Origin of the sequence: Chryseobacterium bernardetii (assembly GCF_003815975.1) — a bacterium.
GTDB classification, from domain to species: Bacteria; Bacteroidota; Bacteroidia; order Flavobacteriales; family Weeksellaceae; genus Chryseobacterium; species Chryseobacterium bernardetii.
In genome coordinates, this window is record NZ_CP033932.1 from 2355404 (window position 1) to 2379061 (window position 23658).

Sequence of the window (23658 nt, forward strand, 5' to 3'; positions counted from 1 at the left end):
GCATAACCTGAAAATAGTGTTAAAAATTCTTAATTTGCTAAGTGTTTGTTAATTAGTATTTTGTCTAATGTTATTAAGAAATAATTAATATAGTATTCAATAAACATTTAATAAACGTTAAAACCTTGTTAAAATCATACTCATAATGTCGTTTTAATTTTGCGCAAACAAAAAGGATATGCGTAAAGAGACACAAAAGTTGTTGGTTTTGTCGCTGTTAGGATTATTCAGCGCCAGTCTGACGGCTCAGCAGAAAGCTAAAAAAGACACTATTAAAGGACTCGATGAGGTAGTGGTAACTGCTTTGGGAATCAAAAGGCACGATAAGTCTTTAGGATACTCTACCCAGACTGTTAACTCTGAGGAAATTTTAAGAACTCAGAATAACAACTGGGCACAGGCTCTGGAAGGTAAAGTAGCCGGATTAAAGATTCAGACTGCGGGTGCAGGACCTTTGGGTACAAGCCGTATCACACTTCGTGGAGACATCTCCATGAATATGGGGAATAATGATGCTTTGATTGTTGTGGATGGCGTTCCTTTGAGTGGAAAAAAAACGGGTACCGGAACGGCAGCTTACGGTGCAGGTTCGGGAGGTGACCTTCCTATTGATTACGGAGACAGTTTCAACAGCATCAATCCTGATGATATTGAATCCATCTCTATCCTTAAAGGGCCTACTGCGTCAGCGCTGTACGGTTCACGGGGTTCAAGAGGAGCCATTATGATTACTACAAAATCAGGAAAAAGCAGAAAAGGAAAAGTTCAGGTTGCCTTTAACTCCTATTCAAGCTATGATTCTGTATTAAAATGGCCGGATTATCAGTATGAGTACGGGCAGGGAACTCAGCTGAAAGATAAAAACGGAAACTATTACTATTCTTACGGAGCTTCTGCCGACGGAGTAAACACCGGTTCTACGAGCAGCGCCTTCGGGCCCAAGTTTGCCGGGCAGTATTACTTCCAGTACGATCCAAACGTAGAAGGGCAGAGCCTGGAAAGGCAGCTTTGGAGACCCTATAAAAATAATATCAAAGACTTCTGGCAGGTAGGATCCAATTATTCAAACAGCCTGTCTATAGAGCATTCCAATGAAACCACAGCTTTCAGAACATCACTCAGCTACCTGAAAAATGAATGGATGATGCCCAATACAGGATTAAACAGATTCAATGCCGCTTTATCCTTAGATCATAAACTGAACAGCAGGTTGAAAATAGGAACTAAAATTAACTTTAGCCAGACAAAAAGTGATAATCTTCCGGCAACGGGTTATAACAATCAATCGATTTCCTATTTCATGATTTTCCAGAATCCCAACGTAGATCTTGCCTGGTACAGACCTATCTGGAAGAAAGAGCAGGAGCAGATAGATCAGATTCATCCTTTCAGCTCTTATATTGACAATCCTTACCTGATTGCTTATGAAAACCTGAATGGAACCAATAAAAAAACAATTACGGGGAATATCAATATCAGTTACCAACTGGCCAAGAACCTTGATGTAGCCTATAAAACCGGGTTGGAATGGAACAATGAGTTCCGTACCCAAAGAAGGCCATGGAGCTCTGCCAATTATGCAAAAGGATATTACAGGGAACAGTATATCAGATACATGGATCTGAATAATGATGTTTTATTCACCTATAAAAATAAATTCGGAAACTTTGGGCTCACAGCTTCAGCCGGAGGAAACATCAGGTATCATGAATATACCATGAATGATTACAGAGGAAACGGATTAAATAAAGCAGGCCTTTACCAGCTTTCAAATGCCATCCAGGTAGAATATAAGCTGCCAAAACCTAATGATAACCAGGTAAACAGTGTATATGCTTTGGCCAACTTCAGCTATAAGGATATGATCTTTCTGGATGTGACAGCAAGAAATGACTGGAGCAGTACACTTCCGGCCCACAACAGGTCTTATTTTTATCCGTCTGTATCATCATCTTTCATATTATCAGATATCTTTAAATTAAAATCAGATAATTTAAATTTCTGGAAACTGAGATTATCATGGTCTAAAGTAGGAAACGATACCTATACCTACATGCTTGACAAATACTATGAAAACAGTGCCTTTGTAGGTTCAGTAGAATCTCCGTTACTGTATCCGAACCCGAATCTGAAACCGGAAATGATCACCAATATTGAAGGAGGTATGGATTTTACCCTTCTGAAAAACAGATTGACATTCAACTTTACGGCCTATCAGAATAACTCTAAGGATCAGTCAATTATCATTCCGATGCTGCTTGAGACAGGATATAATAAAAGAATTATCAACGCAGGTGAGCTGAGAAACAGAGGGATTGAAATGACTTTAAATGCATATCCCATCAAGAATAAAAACTTCTCTTGGAATGTGAGCGCCAACTGGTCTATGAACCGGAATAAGATACTTTCTCTGCCTGAAGAATATCAGGGAAAACCTTATACAATGGGAAGTGTAGGCGGAGTAGTATTCTATGATGCTGTGGTGGGTGGTTCTTTAGGAGATATGTATGGAGCAGGGTTACTGTATTCACCGGACGGGCAGGTAATTTATGATGCAAAAGACGGTTTAACAGCCAAGTCAACGGAAATGAAAAAAATAGGAAATGCTTATCCGAAGTGGAGGGCAGGTCTTCAGAATGAATTCAGATACAAAAATATTACAGTGAGCTTCTCATTTGATGGACAGTACAAAGGAATAGCTTATTCCCAGTCACATCACAAAATGTCTGAACAGGGGAAACTTACCCATACCCTTGTGGGAAGAGATAATCCTGGTGGATTAATTGTTGGGCAGGGAGTTATCCAGAATCCTGACGGAACCTTTTCTCCTAACACCAAAGGAGTTTCTGTTTCTTCTTATTACGGAGATTATTACAGAAGAGCAAACGTGGAAACCAATTCCTTCGATACCTCATTCCTTAAGCTGAGAGATGCCAGAATTTCTTATTCTTTCCCCAAATCGATAGTGGAACCTTTAAAACTTACAGATATTACCCTTGCCGTATTCGGAAGAAACCTTTGGATGTGGACAAAGTTCCCGTTGTTTGACCCGGAAGCGGCTACACTGGATGATTCCACCATTACACCGGGTATTGAAATGGGGCAGCTGCCACAGGCCAGAACCATAGGATTTCAGTTAAATGTTAAATTTTAAAATCAGAAAAATGAAAAAAATAATCTATATATGTTCATTTCTTGCTCTTGTAGGAAGTACTGTTTCTTGCGACAGAAACCTTGATGAGATCAATAAAGATACAAGCAGGATCAATGTACCTGTTGCCAGTGCATTGCTGGTTCCTATCCAATACAATATGTCTGTGGTAGGGTACAACAGAGCCAACGATTTTACCTTTGATATTATGCAGGTTTCTCTGGATTTTCCAAATGAAGGAAATTCATTAAGCCGTTACTATTTAACAGAGAAAACAGGGAACGGTTTCTGGGATAACTCTTACCGGTGGCTGAAACAGGTAGATGACCTTAAGAAAGCTGCCATTGCTGAAGGAGATAAAAACTACCAGGCCATTGCAATGGTATTGAACGCATGGATCTATTCCAATCTTACCGATACTTATGGAGATGTTCCGTTTTCTGAAGCATCACAACTGGATGACAAAGTGATGTATCCGAAGTTTGACAGGCAAAAAGACATTTATGTAAAATTATTGGATGATCTGAAAGCAGCCAACTCTCTTTTTGTGAGTAATAAAGCGCTTACCGGAGGAGACCTGTTCTTTAAAGCAGATTCAGATGCAGCCAACGGAATTCTCGGCTGGAAAAAATTCTGCAACTCTCTTTCTTTAAGGTTGCTGACCAGAATATTAAGCAAAGAAGGTGAAGTAAATGTTAGAGAGAGGATTCAGGAGATCATAAATAATCCTACAATATATCCTCTTTTTCAAAGCAATGCAGATGGGGTAAAAGTAGATATAACGGGAATTTTTCCTTTGATGCCGCCTATTGCAAGGCCTCAGGACTTTACAACAGGCAGAGCTGCATCAGAATTCTTTGTAGAAACACTGAAAGCCAATAATGACCCACGTTTAGCAATGTTTTTCTCTCAGGCAAAAGATCCGAAAACTAATGCTAATCTAGGATATGTTGGGGCACCGTCAGGGTACACATTTGGAACGGTATTCAATTACCAGCCATCCAACCTTAACCAGAATCTGGCAAAAGCACCTTTAAAACTCTTGGTTTATCCGTACGCAGAACTTCAGTTTACCTTATCAGAGCTTGCATTGAAAGGTATTATCCAGGGAAATGCAAAAACCTATTATGAAAATGGAGTAAAAGCAACTATAGAACAGTGGGGTGCTGTGGTTCCCTCTAATTACTTTGATAATCCTGCTGTAGCATTTGGAACCGGGGATATGAAAAAAATTATGCTTCAGAAATATATTGCCCTATTCTTTGTAGATCAGCAGCAGTGGTTTGAAAAAAGAAGAACCGGCTTCCCGGAATTACCAAATAACGGCGGTCTTTTAAATGATGGAAAACTTCCTCAGAGGTTAATGTATCCAACAAATACAAGAGTACTGAATAAAGAAAACTATCAGGCAGCAGTTCAGCAGATGGGCGGAGATGATATCAATGTAAAAGTGTGGTGGAGTAAATAAATAAGTATAAACAAAAAAAAATAAAAATATGAGTATCAATATAAAACTCTTAATGCCTTGCATGCTGATCTCAGCAATGGCTTTTTCCCAGTCTTCCATTTCAGGGTATGTGTACGAAGACAGTAACAAAAATCAAAAGAAAGAAAACCGCGAAAAAGGAATTGAAGGAGTAGCCGTTTCGAATGGTGTTCAGGTAGTATTAACAGATAAAAACGGGCGTTACAGCCTGCCGGTTCAGGAAGATCAGACCATTTTTGTCATCAAGCCTTCAGGGTACCAGACTGCTTTAAACAGTAATAATCTGCCGCAGTTTTATTACCATCATAAACCCAAAGGCTCTCCTGCAGATTTTAAATACAAAGGAGTGGTACCAACAGGTGAACTTCCAAAAGAATTAAATTTCCCGCTTTACAGGCAGAATGAAAACAAAAACTTTGATATTCTGGTTTTCGGAGATCCACAGCCTTATACAGAAAAAGAATTGGATTACTTCAAAAGAGGAATTGTAAATGAGGTGAAAAATACCAAGAAAAATGCAGTTTTAGGAATCAGTCTAGGAGATTTGGTAGGCGATAATCTAAGTCTTCAGAAACCTTATGCTGATGTAATGAAAGAAGTAGGGTTACCTTGGTATAATGTAATGGGAAATCATGACATGAACTACGACGCCAAAGACGATAAGCTTTCAGACGAAACTTTTGAATCCAATTTCGGTCCTGCGAACTACTCATTCAATTATGGAAATGTACATTTTATCATTCTGGATGATATTCTTTATCCTGATCCAAGAGACGGAAAAGGCTACTGGGGTGGTTTCCGTGAAGATCATCTCCAGTTCATTGAAAACGATCTTAAACTGGTTGATAAAAACAAACTGATTGTAGTATCTTTCCATATTCCGCTGGAGCATAACAATGAAGACAGTTTCAGGAATGCTGACCGTCAGAAATTATTCGATTTCCTGAATCCTTTCCAGAATGTATTGCTCTTATCAGCCCATACTCACATCCAGCAGCAGATTTTCTATGGAAAAAAAGCAGGTTGGAATGGTATTAAAGAACTGCATGAATATAACGTGGGAACCACTTGTGGCGACTGGTATTCCGGAACCGCAGATGAAGCAGGACTTCCTACTTCAACCATGAGAGACGGAACGGCAAAAGGATATTCTTTCATCAGTTTTATCGATAATCAATATAAAGTAAAATACAAAACAGCCGGAAAACCGGAGGATTATCAAATCAAATTATATGTTCCAAAAGTCATCCCGTTCCCATCAAAAACCTCTGCAAAAGTCTTGGCCAACTTCTTCATGGGAAGTAAAAAAGATAAAGTGGAGTATAGAATAGACGATGGAAAGTGGGAAGAAATGGAATACGATGAAACCATAGACCCGAACTTTGCCCTTTCTGTTTTCAAATGGGATACCACAGATAAAATTCTGCAGGGAAGAAGGCCTTCCAATCCTGAAATGTCAAAACATATCTGGGAAGCAGATTTTCCTAGAAAGCTAACCTTAGGAAAACATAAAGTTGAGGTTAGAGCTGCAGATATGTACGGGAACCAGTTCTCCGCTTCAGAAGAGTTTGAAGTGCAGAATGGCATCCAGATTCCTTAAGCTTTTCATTTTTTACTATACTTTTTTTAGATTTATAAACCGGTTTACGAACCGGTTTTATTTTTTGCTGAGGTGAGAATTTACTAACCAAAAGAGCCACAAGAGAATATTTTTAACACTTAAAACTTTTAAGCCTTTTGTAGTTTTAGTAAAATAAACGTTTTCAATATTTATTTTGAAACCATTAAAAAACTATTAAATATCCTTTCTTCCCCTCCCATAAAAATGTTCTTTCGTAACTTTGTCTTACGAAAAGTATTACACTATGAATATAAACGGAAAAAATGCCATCGTAACAGGTGGAGGAAGAGGATTAGGAAAAGCTGTAGCTCTGGCTTTAGCAAATGAGGGAGTAAACGTTGCCATTACAGGAAGAAACGAAGAGAATCTTAAAAATACAGTTGAAGAAATTCAAAAGTTAGGAGTAAATTCTGCATATGCAGTATTCTCTATTGATGATGAAGCAGCTGTAAAATCAGGAATTGAAACATTAGCTGAAAAATTAGGCGGAGTTGACATTCTTGTGAACAATGCAGGAATCGGTGATTTCGGAAGTATTGAAGAAATGCCTTCTGAAACCTGGGAACAGGTGATCAAAACCAATTTATTTGGAGTGTATTATGCCGCAAAAGCCGTTCATCCATTTATGAAAGCTAAAGGAGAAGGAGATATCGTGAACGTTGCCTCTACTGCAGGTTTAAAAGGGGGACCTAATATGTCAGCATACGCCGCTTCAAAAGCTGCTGTAGTTTCTCTGTCTCAATCGATGATGGCGGAATGGAGAAAACAAAACATCCGTGTGATTACATTAACGCCAAGCACCATTGCCTCTGATATGAGCATCCAGGGCGGACTTACAGACGGAAATCCTGACAAAGTATTACAGCCTGAAGATTTTGCAGAATGGGTAAGAGATATCCTGAAAATGAACAGAAGAGCATTAATTGCTAATGGTTCTATTTTCTCTACAAATCCTTAAAAGATTTAATATTTAAAGTTTAAAATTCAAGGTTTATAGTTGTCGGAAAACAACCGGATATCTGTTTTTAAATGAAAAATTCAATAGAAGCGGGTTTTTAGCCCGCTTTGTTTATAATATTCTAATTGCAACAGCTTTAGTTTCGTGTTGTATTAACTTCTGATGTATTTATGATCTGCATAATCCGTGAGATCTGCGGGAAATAAAATTCAATAAAAACAAGCTTTAGTGCATCCAATACCATAAAATCCGGCTGCTTTAACTAAAACTTACCCTTTCCATTTTTTTAACCGTAATAACATTAGTATTTTTGCAGCAAATTATTCACATGCAAAATTATTTAGAATTCAATTTCAGGATTTCTCCATTGCAGCCCTGGAACGAGATATTAATGGCAGAACTTATTGAAATAGGTTTTGACAGCTTTACAGAAGAAATTCACGGAATTTTAGGATATATCCAGACTGATTTATTTAACGAAGATCAGCTTAAAGCCCTTCCGATCTTTGAAAATGAAAATGTAAAAATAGAGTATTCCTTTGCAGAAATGCCGAATATCAACTGGAACGAAGAGTGGGAAAAGAATTTTTCACCCATCAATATTGATGACAAAGTATTGATCAGAGCAGAATTTCATGAGTCTGTTCCTGGGATGCACGAAATTATCATCCAGCCTAAAATGTCATTCGGAACAGGGCATCACCCCACTACACACCTGATGATCCAACAGATGATGGATATTGATTTCAACGGTAAGAAAGTTCTGGATATGGGATGCGGAACCTCCGTATTGGCCATCTATGCAAAACAGCAGGGCGCTGGGGATACAAAAGCTATTGATATTGATGAATGGTCTGTAGAAAACTCAAAAGAAAATGCAGTAAGAAACAATGTTGAATTGGAAATTGAGCAGGGAACAGCAGAAAACTTAGGAAACGAAAATTTTGATATCATTTTAGCCAATATCAACAGAAATATCCTGATCTCGGATATTCCAACTTACGTATCTGTACTGAATGAAGGTGGAAAATTATTGCTTTCAGGGCTTTGTTTCTTCGATGTGGATGATATTCTGGAAGTATGCAAAGAAAGTGGTCTTACCCTGAAAAAACAGCTGCAGAGAGAAGAATGGGTAAGCTTACTGCTTGAAAAATAAAAAACCGGACAGAATATGAAAACTTTATGGACAGCTTTGCTTTTACTGACTGTACAGCTTTTTACAGCTCAGGAGAATGAAGTGTATGCAGATGGTGTTTTTAATTTTACTGAAAACAAAAACCAGAAGATATTTACAGATTGGACAAGAGTCAGAAAAGAACCTGGAGTTAATGCCCAGATTCTGGATTCACTGCAGAGCAATCAGCAGATTATGATCCTTAAAAAAGAAGAAAGTGTACCGGTTTTGCAATTGGGAGAAAGAAGAGCCAATTGGTATAAAATTTCTTATCAGAAAGGAGAAACAATGGGTGAGGGCTACATTTGGGGAGGTAACCTCTGTGTAGGTTACCGTAATAAAAATGGTTACGACTTCCTTTTCGGACTTTCAAAAACAGTGGATAGAAAAAACAATTCACTGAATGAGATCGTAAAACAGAATATTGCAGGAATAAAAGTAATGGAAGGAAATACGTTGATTGAAGAAATCTACTTTGACACAGGAAAAGGTGAAGAACTGAGTACAGCTTCCTTTACTATCGAAAGCAACCACAAACTTCAGGATATAGAGTTTACTTTAAAGGCAATGGTATCCGGGGAAGCGTGCGGTATTGGAACTTATGACCAATACGTCCTTTATAAGGATAAGAAACTCATTGCCCTTCCCCAGTTAATGAATGTAGGAGATGCAGGAGTATATTATCACAGTGAACAATATGTTTTTCCTAATGATAAAGGAGGTATTCCTAATGCTTTTATCCTGAAGGTAGAAGATATGGAAACCGATGATAAAGACCGGGAGAAGAAAACACATTCTTCCAAAACTTACCTTTGGAATGGAAGTTCTTATAAACTTAAATAGTAAATTTTTAAATAAATGAAACCGTTGTTATGTACAGCGGTTTTTTTATACAGGATACAACAAAAATAGGACTGGAAAACCAGCCCTACCAAACATGATTAAGTGTATAGTTTAGCCATAAATGGCTATAAGGAATAATTTGCACAAAAAGATTTTTATTGAAGCTTAATCAATGTTCCTTAAATAATAATTAAAACTAACTTTTATAGCGGCTTCCCGGTAAAAGCTTATACTGTAAAAGTACCACGAATTAAAGTTGACCTATGGAAAAGTTAGGTTGACTCGGCAAAATAAGCTGGTGAAACGTAATTTTTATATTGTGAAACGTATGTGGCAATTTTCAGGTTGAAGAGGTACTCATAGGCTTATCGAGCGGCAAACTGCATAATAAAAACCCTCACAGTTCTTGCTGAGAGGGTTCATAAGTATTTTATACGTTTGCTGATGCTCTTATCCTAAGGATTAGCCTTCACCGCATTGTACATCAGAGAATCTTTCTTCTGATGGGTGTAGTCATATTTATATTGATAAAACGAAGATTCCCAGTCTCCATATCCGACATTAGGAATAATAATGAATTTTTTACCAAACTCGTTGGCTGCATTCTTCACTGCTGCAGATCTTTCTGTTTCTGTTTTTTTATCAAATAGATTGGAGAAATCGGCAAGGTTATCACCTAATAGTAAAACAATATTATAATTTTTAGCAATATCCAGACGTCTGTTTTCCTTGCTGCTTTCCTTAGACCGAAGAATAAGATTGGCATCATTCTGAAGCGGGAAATTGTATTTTTTCAGGTTTTTCAAAGTTCCAGCGCGTTCCTGCTCTAAACGGTTGGTAACATAAAATACCTGTACTCCTTTACTGGCGGCATACTGATAGAATTCCTGAGAACCCGTAAGTGGTGTTGCAATGCCTTTAGCAGTCCATTCTTCCCATGTTTTCTGGTCGTAATCTTTTCCCATTTTAGAACGTTCAACAGCGTAATAGGAATTATCCAGAAAAGTTTCGTCAATATCCGAAATAATGGCTAGCGGTTTAGCTGATTTTTGGGCTAAGGCTTCATCCAGACGAAGTTTTGCAATATTGTAAGCCTGAAGGCAAAGAGCCTGATACTCTGCTGCTCTTTGTTGATAAAATGCAGCATATATTTTCCCGTCACGTCCAAGATTCTGATAAGGTGTGTCTTGAATAGAAGTGTTTGTAACCGGAGTTGCTGTTTTGCATGACAGTGTCAAAGCAAAGGCACAGCTTGCGATAATGAACTTGAAATTTTTCATTGAATTAAAATAGAGAGTGCAAAATTATAACAATTTGATTGGGATGGCAACTATTCTATAACAAATATACAGGCAGGAATTGGTAAAGGAAAGTTGATATCCGGAATGAGGAAATAATATGAGCTAAAAAAGGCTGTAGAGGAACTTTTTTGAATATATAATAATTGCTAATTTTGGCTATACAATAATTGTTAGATTTGGATACTGGATTTAGGTATGACTCATAGACAGTTAAGAAAAAATAAAAGGAAACAAAATTGAGAAATGACTGACATATTTGAAAATTACTTATCCTCAACAGGAGGGCTATCAGCTGAAGAGATTCGCTTTTCAGCGCAGTTTTTCAAACCTGTCAGCTTAAAAAAAGGTGATTTTTTTATTCGGGAAAATGAAACATGCCGCTATATTGGGTTTATCGCCATTGGCGCTGTAAAGGCATACGCCATTGATACAGAAGGCCAGGAAAATATAACCTGTTTCAAGTTTGAACATGAGTTTGCAACCTCGTTTCCGGAGTTTGTGGCGCAGGAAAAATCCAGAAGAAATATCAGAGCTATAGAAGATAGTGTAATCTATAGGATAAACTTCGCGGATTATCAGCACTTGCTTAGCCAGGTGATTGCCTGGAATGGAGTGATAAAATCGGTGATGGAGCAGGAATATATCCAAAAGGAGCTTTATCTGCTGAATTATAATAATAGGTCGGCCGTGGATAAATACCGTCATGTTCTGGCTAATGAACCGATGCTTGTCAGGCGTATCACAACTCAGGACCTGGCATCATACCTGGGAATAACACAACGGTCCCTTACAAGGGCAAAGGGACAAATATTTAAACCTGATGTATTATAGGACAAATGTCCTCATTCAGCCCTGGATCAGCGACGTAGATTTGCACAAAAAATTATGTTACGTCAAATTACTACCGAAGTATTCCAGATTCCACTGATGCCGAGAAACAGTATCAACAGCTATATTATCGAAGGTGTATTGGTAGATTGCGGAATAAGGAGCTCATATACCACTATAAAGAAAGTTATACAGAAAATTGCTGTTCATCAACATGTACTGACACATGCACATGCTGACCACCAGGGGTGCAGTGATCAGATATGCGCAGAGTTCGACATTCCCTTACTATGTCATCCCAACGAAGTTTTCAGGACCGAAACAGGTATGGTAACCAATGACTATCCAAATCCGGGACTTTGGTTGGCAAAACTTCAGCAAAAATACTGGGCAGGTCAGGGGCATAAAGTAGACAAGACAATTGTTGAAAATGATATGATTGGGAACTTCCGGGTTATAGAGACACCCGGACATTCGGCTGGTCATATTTCTTTATTCCGTGAGCGCGATGGAGTACTCATCATCGGAGATGCTGCCGTAAATATGAATCTCATCACTACAGTAACCGGTCTTCAGCTTCCGCCACACATATTCACTACCGATCAGAAGCGCAACATCAAATCGCTTCAGAAATTAGCAGAGCTGAACCCTTCCGTTATCTGCTTCGGACATGGGCCGGTTCTGCGAAATACAGATCGCAAGTTTGAACAGTTTGTAGCTAAATGCAGTAGCGAGATTAAGTAGAACCTGTTATAAGTATGGATTAAAGAAGAGGTATTTTTAAACGTCTTCTTTAATTTGTATATCATGTAACCAGATTATAAAGCCAATGGAAATTTGATAAATTAAGACGAGTTTCATAGTCTGTCTCTAGGAGATTACAAGATTACCTCGTATAATATTTGTAAAGGCAGTCATGATGATTTGGACAGTAATATTTTAATTCTTTATTAAAAAGCTTTTTCAAAGTAATAAAAATAGCTTTTGGCTTGTCTGTATTATATAAATAACTGTATGAGAAGAATTGTTCATTTACTAATATTATTTTTTATCAGTTCCCTTTTACCGGCACAAATCAAAAATGTACACCAGATGTCCAAAGAATATGTTGATAATTCAAGAGGACACCGTTTGGTCCTTACAGAGATCTGGTATCCGAAAGAATTGCCAGCTGAAGAAAAAAACAGTGCATTTGCTGTTTCTAAAGCGGTTACTCAGAAGTATCCGTTGGTTTTATTATCCCATGGCACCGGAGGAAACAGATTCAGTTTAATGTGGCTTGCAAAAATATTGGCAGGAGAAGGTTTTATAGTGGCATCAGTAGACCATTTTGGAAATACAACCGATAACAGGATACCTGAATATTTTGTCAGATACTGGGAACGGCCCCTCGATATTTCTTTTGTATTGGATCAGCTTCTGAAAGATCCGGATCTCTCTGCAAAAATAAATCACGATAAATTGTCCGTTGTGGGATTTTCCCTGGGAGGATACACTTCCCTGGCTTTGGCAGGTGCAAAATTAGACTGCTCTCTGCTTAAAAAAGCCACCAAAAGTAAACAGGGGAAAAGAGAACTGAATATTCCTGAAATAGGGGATCTTACTCAACTCATAGATCATATTGACTGTAAAGAGATACCAGAGAAGCTGAAAGATGATAGAATCAAGGCATTTGTTGCGCTTTCACCGGCCCTGGGCTTGGGTTTTACTCCCAAACTGCAGTATACAATTGAGTCGCCGGTCCTGATAATAGCGTCTCGTGGTGATTCAATTACTCCAATAAAAAGCAATGCTATGAAATATCATCGGCTTATCCCATCCTCAAAGATTAAAATGCTTAATGGAAATCCGGGACATTATGTCTTTCTGCCAAAAATCAAAAAATACAATCCCGATGAGACCGTTTTTTTCGAAGACCCGCCAGGTATTGACAGAACATTAATACATCAGGAAACTGGCAGAATGATAATAGAGTTTCTGAACAATAGCCTATAAAAGGTAAGAGATTCCTATGAAAACAAAAAACTCACCATAAAATGATGAGTTTTTTTGTGAGCGCGAAAGGATTCGAACCTTTGACCGTCTGCTTAGAAGGCAGATGCTCTATCCAGCTGAGCTACGCACCCTTAAAATTTTGAAAAAAGTCGGGGCGGCAGGATTCGAACCTGCGACCTCCTGGTCCCAAACCAGGCGCGATGACCGGACTACGCTACGCCCCGAGAGGTCATCCTTAATGAATTTTACTTCATAATTCTAATTTTTAAAAGCAAAATACTTTCGAAAATTAAAATATACTCAAACAGAATATGAGTTTTTGTGAGCGCGAAAGGATTCGAACCTTTGACCGTCTGCTTAGAAGGCAGATGCTCTATCCAGCTGAGCTACGCACCCTTAATTTGAAAAGTCGGGGCGGCAGGATTCGAACCTGCGACCTCCTGGTCCCAAACCAGGCGCGATGACCGGACTACGCTACGCCCCGATTAAAGGTCATTAATAACGAATTTTATTTCGTTTTTGCGGTTGCAAAGGTACAATACTTTTTGAAATAAAAAAATAAATTATGGGATAATTTTTAATTAAATTTCTGCAAAACTTTTTTATTAACTTTACTTGATTAATAACCATGGATTTACACTGGTGGAAAAATTTTATGTTTTTTACGGCTAAAACCACATGACTCTGAGAAATTCTTAGATTTCTGTTTTCAATAAGTTAACTTTCTTCTTTCACTTTACTGCACAAAGTCCCCACTTTGAGCAATTAAAATAATTCTTCTTCATTCCCTTTAATTCCTATATTTGTAGCATGAAACGATTAATGTTGTTGAGCTTACTTTTCCCGGCAATCCTATTTTCACAGACAAGCGGAAAAGTAATCAAAATTTCAGATGGTGATACCATTACAGTCCTTTTAAAAGGAAATAAACAAAAGAAGCTCAGACTTGCAGAAGTAGATTGTCCGGAAAATGGACAGGCTTTCGGAAAAAATGCCAAACAGTTCACCTCTGCACAGGTATTTGGGAAAACAGTTAAGTTCATAGAAACCAGTACGGACCGTTATGGACGTTCTATTGCCCAAATATATTATGATAATGATAAATACCTTTCCAAAGAGGTAATAAAAGCCGGAATGGGATGGTGGTACTTTTCTTATTCCAAAGATGATTCTTTAGGGAAGCTGCAGGAAAAGGCTCAGCAGAATAAAATTGGCCTCTGGCAGGATATCAACGCTATTGCACCCTGGGAATACAGAAAAATGAAACGTGAACAAGCGAAGAATAAAAAAATAGAAGCAGCTAAAGTTCAATTGAAAATAAAAGAAACGGTTTAAAAAAACAATGGCCTCAGAAATAATTCTGAGGCTTTTATAATTATATAGTAATAAAAAGAATGATAGCTTAATTTATTATATTTGTGATACAGACACTATAAATAAACGTAATAAACCATTGTCTGTACAATTGAAAAACGTAGCCATGAAGCAGTCTTTTATTTTCATCATACTGTTTTCTCTGTTCGGAAATTATATAACAGGACAAGGAAAGATAGTTTCTTCAGATAGTATCTCTATATATTACGACGAGTTTAAAAAAGAATCTCAAAAGCATATCGATCTTTGGAATAAGGATCTTTATGGCCCGATACTTTTAATCAATCCAAAGACAAGAGCAATTTTTGCGAATGAACCTGATGAAAATGGAATGTTAAAAGCAGATGGAAACAATATTTACACTGGCGTTTTGCCTGAAAAGATAAATATTGCCAATACTGCAGTGAACTGGAGCGGAAAAAGATGGGCGATGATTATGCTTCCTCTTTCTCAGGATAAAAATGAAAGACTTGGGTTATTGGCCCATGAATCCTTTCATCGGATACAGCCCTCATTAGGCTTTGATCTAAGTAATGAGGAAAATAATCACCTTGATCAGAAAGAGGGTAGGGTCTATCTCCGTTTGGAGCTTGAAGCTTTGAAAAAAGCAGTGAAGTCTGTTTCCCAAAAAGAGCTGCAGAAACATCTTACTAATGCTTTTGCTTTCAGAAAATATAGACATAGCCTTTACAAAGATTCCGGGTTAAAAGAAAATCTTTTGGAGTTAAATGAAGGCATAGCAGAGTTTACAGGAATAATCGTAAGTGGCAGAAATAAAGAACAAACAATGTCCTCTTTAGTTAATGGAATTGATGAATTTTTTAATAACCCAACATTTGTTCGTTCATTTGCTTACCATACTGCTCCTGTTTATGGATATCTACTGTATGATAAAGATAAAAACTGGAATAAGAGAATTATATCAAAAACAGATCTTACCGATTATTTTATCAAAAACTTCAATGTTAATATCCCGGCTGATTTAGATAAAGTTGTTAAAAGCCTAGCTCATGATTATAATGGTACAGCTATAATTAAGGAAGAGACTAAGAGGGAAGAAAAAATAAAAAGCCTTATAGCAGAATATAAATTTAAATTTATTGATCAGCCTCATTTTGAAATAAAATTTGAAAAGATGAATGTTTCTTTCGACCCAAGGAATATCATGCCGATTGAAGATAAAGGAACAATTTATCCTAATATCAGGGTTACAGATAAATGGGGAGTTTTAACCGTTGAAAAAGCAGCGTTGATGAGCTCAAGATGGGATGAAATTTCAATATCCAATCCTACACAGATAGGAGAAAAGAAGATATCAGGTGACGGCTGGATCCTTGAATTGGCTGATGGGTATGAAATAAAGAAGAGCGATGCTAATGGAAATTATGTATTGGTTAAGAAAGTTATTCCTTAAAATAGGATAGTTTAAAGAGTCTTATCATAGGTACAATGAGGTTTTGTAACTTACCACGATAAATTGTTTAATTTTAAAAGAACCGGCTGCATACAAACAACCGGTTCAGTGGAATGAGATTTTTCCTTTCTAAAAACACTTAAAGTTCACCATTTATTCCTGAAGCTTTTTTATACTTAGCTTCGTTGATCTTATATTCTGCCTTTGCATCAAGAATCTCCGATTTGGCCTGCTGCCAAAGAACCTGGGCTTTCAATACTTCTTCTGCCACAACGGTTCCTGCATCATATCTGTCCTGATTAAGACGTAAATTTTCTGTGGCCTGAACAAGAGATTTCTCAGCAAGTTCAATGCGTTTAACAGACTGATTGAGCTGCATGACGGCATTCTGAACTTCCAGCACCAGAAGTTCCTTTGTTTCTTCCATTTCAAGTTTTTGAGCATTGGTTTTATACTGCTGTTCTTTTACTTTCTCCTTTCTTGCCCCCCAGTCATAAATCGGAATATTCACAGAAAGCATTCCTACAAATCCCTGCATATCATTTTTCCTGTTGATAGGATTAACATTTTTACCAAAACTAGAGAAACCAATTCCTGAAAGTGCAACGGTAGGCTTACGGTCGCCATCCAGCAGCTTCTCCTGAAGCTCATTTATTTCCACCGCTTTAGCAAGAATGGATAGCTCAGGCCGATTCGCCGGCAGCACCTGGCTATCTGTTAAAATACCGGCAAAGCTACCATTTACAGAATCTTCCACATCAAAATCGAAACTGGAAAGTCCTGCTATCTGGGCAAGGTTTAATTTGGCAATGCTAAGACCATCTTCTGCACGCTTCAGATTGAGTTGTGCCTCATTCTGCTGAACTTCCACTTTCAACAGATCATTTTTATAGGTCAGGCCGGCATCAAACGAATTCTTCACATTAGTATGCAGCTGATTCAGGAGTTTAATGTATTCTTTTGCCAATCCTATTTTCTCCTTAGCATTTACAATTTGCCAATACATGGTCTCTGCTGACAGCTTTACCTCTTCTTTGGTAAGGTCTTTCTGTGCCATCTGCAGGTCTACAGCCGTTGAAGAAATCTTTTTTCCTGTTTCTACTTTCCTGCCGGCATAGAGAACCTGGGTAACGTTAAGGTTGGCAGTTCCCAATACTTCCGGTATCAGGTTGGAAAGCGGTTTGGAAAAATAATATCCCCCCACGCTTCCGTCTACTGTAGGCTTTCCTCCTGCTTCTGCAGCTGTTCTGGCAGCTTTGGCTGCTTCTATATTCTGTTGTGCTTTTTTGATCTTTTTATTGTTCTCTAATGCCAGCTTTCTCGCTTCATCCATAGAAATCACACGTTCCTGTGCCTGAAAACCTATTGCAGCTGTGAACGTCAGCACCAGAACTATTTTTGATATTGTATCGTATATTATTTTCATTTTTTTTACATAAAGGTTGCCCTGCAGCAATCAACGAAGGAGCTTATGAATAGAGTTTACAGGACAACCGGTTAAAAAATTGATATTATAATTATTAATGATGAGGTTTGGGTCTATATAAAATAACCTCATCTTCCAATTGATCTTCAGGTGTTTCATCTTTAGGGATGGGATCTTTCAGCAGCTTATAATACATCACCGGGACAATGAAAAGCGTAAAGATCATTGAGAAAATAAGCCCGAAGGCCAATACGCTTCCCAAAGGTGCCCACATAGGAGATTTACCCAGGATCATTGGAACTACCCCTACGGCCGCAGCAGCTGAAGTAAGGAATATAGGACGCATTCTTCGTTTAGCTGCCGCCATAGCAGCTGCTTTGTGTGCATATCCATGTTCACGAATCAACTCATCAGCATAATCTACCAGGATAATTCCGTTTCTTACCACAATACCGATCAGGCTGATGATTCCCATAAAGCCTGTCATTCCTAATGGGTTTCCGGTAATGAAAAGCCCGAAAAAAGCTCCGAAAAGACTCAGAAGGAAAGTACAAAGGATAATGAGTGCTTTCCCAAGACTCTTGAACTGGAACAGCAGCGTAAGGAAAATCAGGATAAGACTCACAGAGAGCGAAAGCATCATTCCCGGAGTGTTTTCAGCCGTTGATTCTGCGTCACCACCATATTGAATCGTCGTTCCCACAGGTAATGCAAGCGCATCAATTTTCGGCTGGGCTTCTTTCAGGATTCGTGATGGCTTTGGCCCTAGCTGGGCTTCTGCAAAAACGCTGGCGTATTTAATTCCGTTCTTTCTTAAAATTACTCCTGTATGCCATTCCGGTTGTAATGTTGCGACTTCTTTCAGCGGAATTTTTCCTCCGAAATAAGACTGTATGTGAAGGTTTTCCAGGGCATTCATATCTTTTCTGCTTATGGAATCATATCTCAGGAAGATGTCCACCGGCTTATCACCTTCCCATAAGGTTGATACGGAATATCCTTTCAATCCGGCTCCGAGTGTCTGGGTAATAGCCTGGTTGGTGATTCCAAGACGGCTGGCCTTTACATCATCCACATTCAGCTTTACCCCCATATAATCGTATTCGCTCCCAAGACGTACATTATTGGTTCCCGGCGTGTTTTCAAGGATCTTTTTCACCTCAAGGGCCACTTTTCGCTGGTCGGCTTCATTGTCACTTACCACACGGATCTCAATTGGAGAACCTTCCTGAAAGCTGAGCTGCTTCACTTTAATGTAGCCATCAGGCATAAAGTTTTTCAGTTTTTCCAGATATTCCTTTGCCATTTCATTAGTGGCATCGTTGCTGACTGTTGTAATGAAAACCTGTGCAAAATATTTTTTAGGAGATTCCGGAGCATAGGTAGTATGGAAACGTGGTGAACTCATCCCTACAAAGCTGGTAACATCCGATACCCGATTGTCTTTTTTAAGAATTTTTTCAAGTTCCTTTACCTTAACTTCAGTTTTCTCCAGCGATGTTCCGTTAGGCATCCAGACTTCCATATTAAACTGGTTTCTTTCGCTGAGCGGAAAAAACTCAGGATCTACTTTGGTTGCAATAAACACGGCACTAACAATAGACAGCATACCAATGAACATTGTTGTTTTCGGCCATTTAAAAGCCACTCCAACCCCGTTGTCAAACGCTGTCTGAAGATGATCCAGCATGTTTTTCTTCGGAGGCCTGTCACTTATTTTATGTTTTAATCCTTTTTTAATGAATACATAGCATGTATACGGGGTAAGGAACAGAGCAACCATCATCGAGGTGATTAATGCAATAGCCACGGTAATCGGTAAAGAAAACATAAAATCTTTCGCAATTCCTTCCATAAATAAAGCTAATGGAGCAAATGCAAATATAATAGCCATAGTAGCCGTAAAGATCGGAAGTGACAGCTGCTGGGCTGCCTGCCAAGCGGCTGTCCATGGTGGCAATCCTTCGTCCAGCTTTTCAATATAGTTGTCGACAACTACAATGGCATTATCCACTACCATTCCGAGGACGATGATTAAAGCAGCAAGGGTCACCTGGTGGAGCTCCAGTCCTACGATCTGCATGAGTCCAAAAGTAATAACGATAGAGATGGGAGCTGCTGCTGAAGCCACTCCGGCTACACGTATAGGAAGCAATAGCATTACAACAAGCACCACAGAACCTATTGCCATCGCAAACTCTACCATAAAATGACTGATGCTTTCTCCCACCGTCTCCGGCTGATTCACAATCGTTTTCATATGAATATCCGGCGGGAAATCTTTCTGAATGTCTTCAATCTTTTTCTCCACTTCTTTCCCGAAGGCTACGATATTGTTTCCAGGCTGCATGTCAACGGTCAGAACCATTGCCTTTTCATCACCGACCCTTACGAATGAAGAAGGCTCTTCAAAACGTCTTTCAAGATCAGCCACATCTTTAAGGCGTACCACATTTCCTGCTGGTGTTGTATAGACGATCTGTTCGGCAATATCGGAGATATTCTTATATCGGCTGTTGGTATACACCGGGATGATGGCATTGGAACCGCCGGATATTTCTCCATTGTATCCTGTTACATTCTGCTGTTGTATCGCACTAACCAATGTATTGACTCCAAAACCGTATTGCTGTAGTTTCTGGTCATTGATCTTAATGTAAATCTGCTGTCTCTGTCCCCCGGATCTGTTGATCTTGGAGACCATAGGTATTACCTTTAATCCGTCTTCCAGCTTATCAACATAGCTCTCGATCTCAGCGTAGGATCTTTCTTTGGAAGACACTGAGATGATCATTGCTGTTACATTCGCAAAATTACTGTTGATAAATGGCCCTACAACACCGGTAGGAAGCTTTGGACGGAGATTGGCATCCATGTCAAGCTGGAGGGTGTGCCAAAACTTCTTACGGTCTTTGACATCAGCATTCATTTCTACAGTAAAGAATACCTGTCCTTCCTTGACTTCAGCTTTTACTTTTTTCTTTTTAATCTCTTCAAAAGAGAAAAGATACTGTTCTATTTTTTTTGCTACTTCTTCTTCTACCTGGTGTTCATCAGCTCCGGGATAAAAGGCATATACTGCAGCAACAGGCATATCGATACGAGGATTTTCGCTTCGGGGCATATTCATAAGAGAATTGATTCCCATCACCATCAACAAGATCACCAGTACAATCACCACCTGCTTATGCTTCATTGCAGCTTCCAGAAAATGCACTTTTTTATTCGTCATTTCTTTCATTTCTTTTTGAATTAAAACTTAACAGGTTTGCCATCTTCCAGACGCGTCTGCCCGGAAATAACTACCTGGTCATCCGGGGCCAGTCCGCTTTTGATGGTTACATCGCTGGTGCCTGCCATGTTCTGCATTTCCACTCTCTTTTTAAATGCTGTGGCAATGTTTTTAGCGGTTTTTACGCTATACACATAGCTTGAACCATCAGGATTTTTAAGTATTGCCTGAGCAGGCAGGATAATTGCATCTTTGCTTTTGCCGGTATTGATGTTGATATCTGTGATCATCCCTGGAAGTATCTGGCCTCCGGGATTGTCGAGACGTATCTTTATAGTGTATGTTCTGGAATTATTATCCGCCTGAGGATTAATGATCGTGATATTTCCGTGAATTGTACGATTGAGACTTGGAATGGAAACCTCTACAGGATCTCCTGTTTTTAGGGAGCTGATCTCGTTCTCTGTAATGGATGCAGCTGCATATACCTTATCGGTTTTTACGATAGTAAATGCAGGAACACCGGGTGCTGCCGTGGCACCGGCCTCGGTAAGCTTTTGGGAAATGATACCTGAAAAAGACGCATATAGTTTGGTATCTCTAAGATTTTTCATGGCAATATCCCTATTGGCTTTAGATTGCGCCAGTGCTACTTTTGCGGCAATATAATCTCTTTCCGGTAAACTTTTTTTTAGATAAAGCTGGTTGAGACGGTTGAAATTGTCCTGAGCCTGCTCCATTCCTGCACCGGCAACGGCCAAGGCATTCTGATAGGTACTGGTTTCAATGGCTGCCAAAAGCTGGCCTTTAGATACGCGCTGACCCTCCTCAACATACACTGCAGTCACACGGCCGGAAACACCAAAACCAATGTTTACACTATTGTCTGCCAGAATATTCCCACTGTAAGAGAATGTTTCCGGCCGGGAAACCAACTCTATTTTTTGAACATCAACCTTTATAGGCTCAGCTTTAACTGTTGGCTGCTCTTTTCCACCACATGCTGAAAGTAATAACAGACTTCCTAATAAAAAAAGACTTTTCTTTTTTTTAACTATCATAAAATAAATTTTAACTATTAAAGAGAATTCAATTGTAAATTGGTTCACGATGCAAATTTGAGGTAAGGAAATACATGGTAAAAGGTCTGTTTTTGTCTGATATTGGTCTAAACCGAAACCATTTATTAAGGGTATCCGGGTATTAAATACAAATCACTTCTTTTTTCAAGAATTTTTAAGGGTCATAAAGATTGATATTTGCCTGATATCCCAAATGCGTTCATGAGTCTTTATGCTGGTATAGTAAAAAGGATACAACGCAGTATCGAATTCATTCCTTTTAGTTCTGGTAAAAATGTCTTTTTATGAGTATTCAAAAGGTGTTTCCCTGAAAATTCTAAGTGTTCTAAATATTCTTTGCCGGACAATAAAAACTCAAGAAATAGTTACAGTTCATGATCTTGTTCAGATTTTGACCAGTTTACAGCGAATTCAGACCTTTTATATTCGTATTTCACTGCAGAAATTTGCATTATTAACCAATATAAAAGGAAATGGATGAAAAGCCTTGCTGTATCTGTTACCAGCAGACTGATTGATAAAAAAGAAGTTTGGGAACTGATTACAGATATTGACCACTGGAGTGAATGGGATTTCAATATTGAACGTTCAGAATGTATTGCACCGAAAGTCGGGAAACTAAGCCTGTTTAAAGTAAAGCATCGTAATTTTCTGACAGCGAAAGGTGTTATAGAGGAATTTATACCTTCTGAACACTTCACATTCCGAATCAGGCTTGCCGGAGCCCAACTGTACAGAAAATATTTGATGGAAGATACAGAGGAGGGATTGAAAATAACCATTATTACTTCTGTTTCAGGTTTTTTAGCTGGGTTGTGGAGTTTGTTGGTAATGAAAAGAATTGTGAGAGATACTCCGGAAGATCTTACGATAATCGTTGAACAGATAAAAAACAGATATGAAAAATAATGTGCTTTTTAAAACAAAATTCAAAAAAATTATAGATGCTTTCTGGCTTAGGGAAGATATTCTTGAAACAATTCCCAACTGCCAATGCGAATATCTCGACAATAATTTCAGGCTATTGAGTGTATCTTCTGAAACTTTATTTTCCGAAAATGAGCTTAAACCGGTATTTGAATTGTATAAAACAGAGTTCTCTATTATCGGACGGAATATCTCAAAAGCAGGGATGGGTCATATCATATCCGGAAATCCATAATTCACCGGCAAGATCTTGAATACTGAAGAAAAAATAAAGGAAATGGCCAAATATCTGCTTTTTGTGGAAGGCAGGTTATATGCCACAACACAGCAGATTGCACAAAGCGTGGGTATAGACAGAACAGTAATACATTATTATTTCCGTACGAAAGCCTATCTTGTGTACATCATCATTAATGAGATAATTAATGAATTTCCTGCTCCCTCCTGGAATGATATTAAAGATCTCTCACTGAAGCAGAAGCTTGAAAGATATATTAATTATAATACTGAAAAAAATAATAAATATCCTTATCTGGATATTTATATCATTACTCAGAATGAATTTTCAGAATTCGGACAGAAATTATTTTTCCCACTCACTGAAATGATTCCCGAGATTTCGGTCTGCATCAGTGAAGGGAAAACAAATTACAGCAGCCCTTTGCAGTTTCTTACTGATCTGGTTTCTATGGTTTCGGGCTTTCATGTCTCTGTTGATTTTCTTAGGAAAAAATCAGATATTGTATTGTCATCATCTTTCTATCATCAACGAGCTGAAAGAATTATAAATTTATTTTTAAAGTAAGTTATATGGATGAATTTTCGGATATATAGCCTAATCCTGAG

General features: G+C 38.4%; 18 protein-coding genes and 4 tRNA genes. 14 read left to right on the top strand and 8 right to left on the bottom strand.

Annotated elements, in window-relative coordinates:
• Positions 1 to 178: 178 nt before the first annotated feature.
• The 6 genes from EG339_RS10815 to EG339_RS10840 all read left to right on the top strand — a co-directional run bounded on the left by EG339_RS10815 (position 179) and on the right by EG339_RS10840 (position 9233).
• The gene (locus EG339_RS10815) at positions 179 to 3154 is read left to right on the top strand and encodes a SusC/RagA family TonB-linked outer membrane protein (RefSeq protein ID WP_123870196.1); all 2976 of its coding nucleotides are present in this window, start codon (positions 179 to 181) and stop codon (positions 3152 to 3154) included.
• A 10-nt stretch (positions 3155 to 3164) separates the two neighbouring features.
• A complete protein-coding gene (locus tag EG339_RS10820) occupies positions 3165 to 4619 on the top strand; it encodes a SusD/RagB family nutrient-binding outer membrane lipoprotein (RefSeq protein ID WP_123870197.1) in 1455 nt (484 codons plus the stop codon).
• 52 nt (positions 4620 to 4671) lie between these two features.
• Positions 4672 to 6237, top strand: a complete 1566-nt coding sequence (locus EG339_RS10825) for a calcineurin-like phosphoesterase C-terminal domain-containing protein (RefSeq protein WP_123872662.1) — start codon at positions 4672 to 4674, stop codon at positions 6235 to 6237.
• Positions 6238 to 6502: 265 nt separating this feature from the next.
• The gene (locus EG339_RS10830; RefSeq protein ID WP_123870198.1) at positions 6503 to 7216 is read left to right on the top strand and encodes a 3-ketoacyl-ACP reductase; all 714 of its coding nucleotides are present in this window, start codon (positions 6503 to 6505) and stop codon (positions 7214 to 7216) included.
• 328 nt (positions 7217 to 7544) lie between these two features.
• Positions 7545 to 8372, top strand: coding sequence for a 50S ribosomal protein L11 methyltransferase (gene prmA / locus EG339_RS10835; RefSeq protein ID WP_123870199.1), 828 nt, complete (start codon positions 7545 to 7547; stop codon positions 8370 to 8372).
• Positions 8373 to 8387: 15 nt separating this feature from the next.
• Positions 8388 to 9233, top strand: a complete 846-nt coding sequence (locus EG339_RS10840; protein ID WP_123870200.1) for an SH3 domain-containing protein — start codon at positions 8388 to 8390, stop codon at positions 9231 to 9233.
• A 455-nt stretch (positions 9234 to 9688) separates the two neighbouring features.
• On the opposite strand, the gene EG339_RS10845 is transcribed toward EG339_RS10840, so the two are convergent.
• Positions 9689 to 10513, bottom strand: a complete 825-nt coding sequence (locus EG339_RS10845; RefSeq protein WP_123870201.1) for a 5'-nucleotidase, lipoprotein e(P4) family — start codon at positions 10511 to 10513, stop codon at positions 9689 to 9691.
• 264 nt (positions 10514 to 10777) lie between these two features.
• Between EG339_RS10845 and EG339_RS10850 the strand changes: the two genes are divergently transcribed.
• From EG339_RS10850 to EG339_RS10860, 3 genes are all read left to right on the top strand, one after another.
• On the top strand, positions 10778 to 11365 hold the full coding sequence (locus EG339_RS10850; protein ID WP_123870202.1) for a Crp/Fnr family transcriptional regulator: 588 nt from the start codon (positions 10778 to 10780) through the stop codon (positions 11363 to 11365).
• Between the two features lie 54 nt (positions 11366 to 11419).
• Entirely contained in the window at positions 11420 to 12106 is a 687-nt protein-coding gene (locus tag EG339_RS10855; RefSeq protein WP_123870203.1) for an MBL fold metallo-hydrolase, read from the top strand.
• Between the two features lie 348 nt (positions 12107 to 12454).
• Entirely contained in the window at positions 12455 to 13357 is a 903-nt protein-coding gene (locus EG339_RS10860; protein WP_164465449.1) for an alpha/beta hydrolase family protein, read from the top strand.
• A gap of 57 nt (positions 13358 to 13414) precedes the next feature.
• Here EG339_RS10860 and EG339_RS10865 read toward each other — a convergent pair.
• The 4 genes from EG339_RS10865 to EG339_RS10880 form a co-directional block, all read right to left on the bottom strand.
• Positions 13415 to 13488 (bottom strand) — tRNA-Arg (locus EG339_RS10865).
• A gap of 18 nt (positions 13489 to 13506) precedes the next feature.
• Positions 13507 to 13581: transfer RNA gene (locus EG339_RS10870), tRNA-Pro, on the bottom strand.
• 98 nt (positions 13582 to 13679) lie between these two features.
• Positions 13680 to 13753: transfer RNA gene (locus EG339_RS10875), tRNA-Arg, on the bottom strand.
• Positions 13754 to 13766: 13 nt separating this feature from the next.
• Positions 13767 to 13841, bottom strand: a tRNA-Pro gene (locus tag EG339_RS10880).
• Positions 13842 to 14167: 326 nt separating this feature from the next.
• On the opposite strand from EG339_RS10880, the gene EG339_RS10885 reads away from it, so the two are divergent.
• Both EG339_RS10885 and EG339_RS10890 read left to right on the top strand, forming a co-directional pair.
• A complete protein-coding gene (locus tag EG339_RS10885; RefSeq protein ID WP_123870205.1) occupies positions 14168 to 14692 on the top strand; it encodes a thermonuclease family protein in 525 nt (174 codons plus the stop codon).
• 145 nt (positions 14693 to 14837) lie between these two features.
• Positions 14838 to 16145 carry a hypothetical protein gene (locus EG339_RS10890; protein ID WP_123870206.1) on the top strand — a complete coding sequence of 436 codons (1308 nt, stop codon included), beginning with the start codon at positions 14838 to 14840 and terminating at the stop codon, positions 16143 to 16145.
• 139 nt (positions 16146 to 16284) lie between these two features.
• On the opposite strand, the gene EG339_RS10895 is transcribed toward EG339_RS10890, so the two are convergent.
• From EG339_RS10895 to EG339_RS10905, 3 genes are all read right to left on the bottom strand, one after another.
• Entirely contained in the window at positions 16285 to 17571 is a 1287-nt protein-coding gene (locus EG339_RS10895) for a TolC family protein (RefSeq protein WP_123870207.1), read from the bottom strand.
• 94 nt (positions 17572 to 17665) lie between these two features.
• Positions 17666 to 20803: an efflux RND transporter permease subunit gene (locus tag EG339_RS10900; RefSeq protein ID WP_185147676.1), complete on the bottom strand. Its 3138-nt coding sequence runs from the start codon at positions 20801 to 20803 to the stop codon at positions 17666 to 17668.
• 20 nt (positions 20804 to 20823) lie between these two features.
• On the bottom strand, positions 20824 to 21864 hold the full coding sequence (locus EG339_RS10905) for an efflux RND transporter periplasmic adaptor subunit (RefSeq protein ID WP_123870208.1): 1041 nt from the start codon (positions 21862 to 21864) through the stop codon (positions 20824 to 20826).
• 498 nt (positions 21865 to 22362) lie between these two features.
• Here EG339_RS10905 and EG339_RS10910 point away from each other — a divergent pair, with 498 nt between their 5' ends.
• Genes EG339_RS10910 through EG339_RS10920 form a run of 3 tightly spaced genes read left to right on the top strand, consistent with a single transcriptional unit; the run spans position 22363 to position 23617 of the window.
• Entirely contained in the window at positions 22363 to 22794 is a 432-nt protein-coding gene (locus EG339_RS10910; protein ID WP_123870209.1) for an SRPBCC family protein, read from the top strand.
• Positions 22784 to 23047 (top strand): hypothetical protein, encoded by a 264-nt coding sequence (locus tag EG339_RS10915; RefSeq protein WP_123870210.1) that lies wholly within the window; start codon positions 22784 to 22786, stop codon positions 23045 to 23047. Before EG339_RS10910 ends, EG339_RS10915 begins: the two co-directional genes overlap by 11 nt.
• A 42-nt stretch (positions 23048 to 23089) precedes the next feature.
• The gene (locus tag EG339_RS10920) at positions 23090 to 23617 is read left to right on the top strand and encodes a TetR/AcrR family transcriptional regulator (RefSeq protein WP_123870211.1); all 528 of its coding nucleotides are present in this window, start codon (positions 23090 to 23092) and stop codon (positions 23615 to 23617) included.
• Positions 23618 to 23658 lie beyond the last annotated feature (41 nt).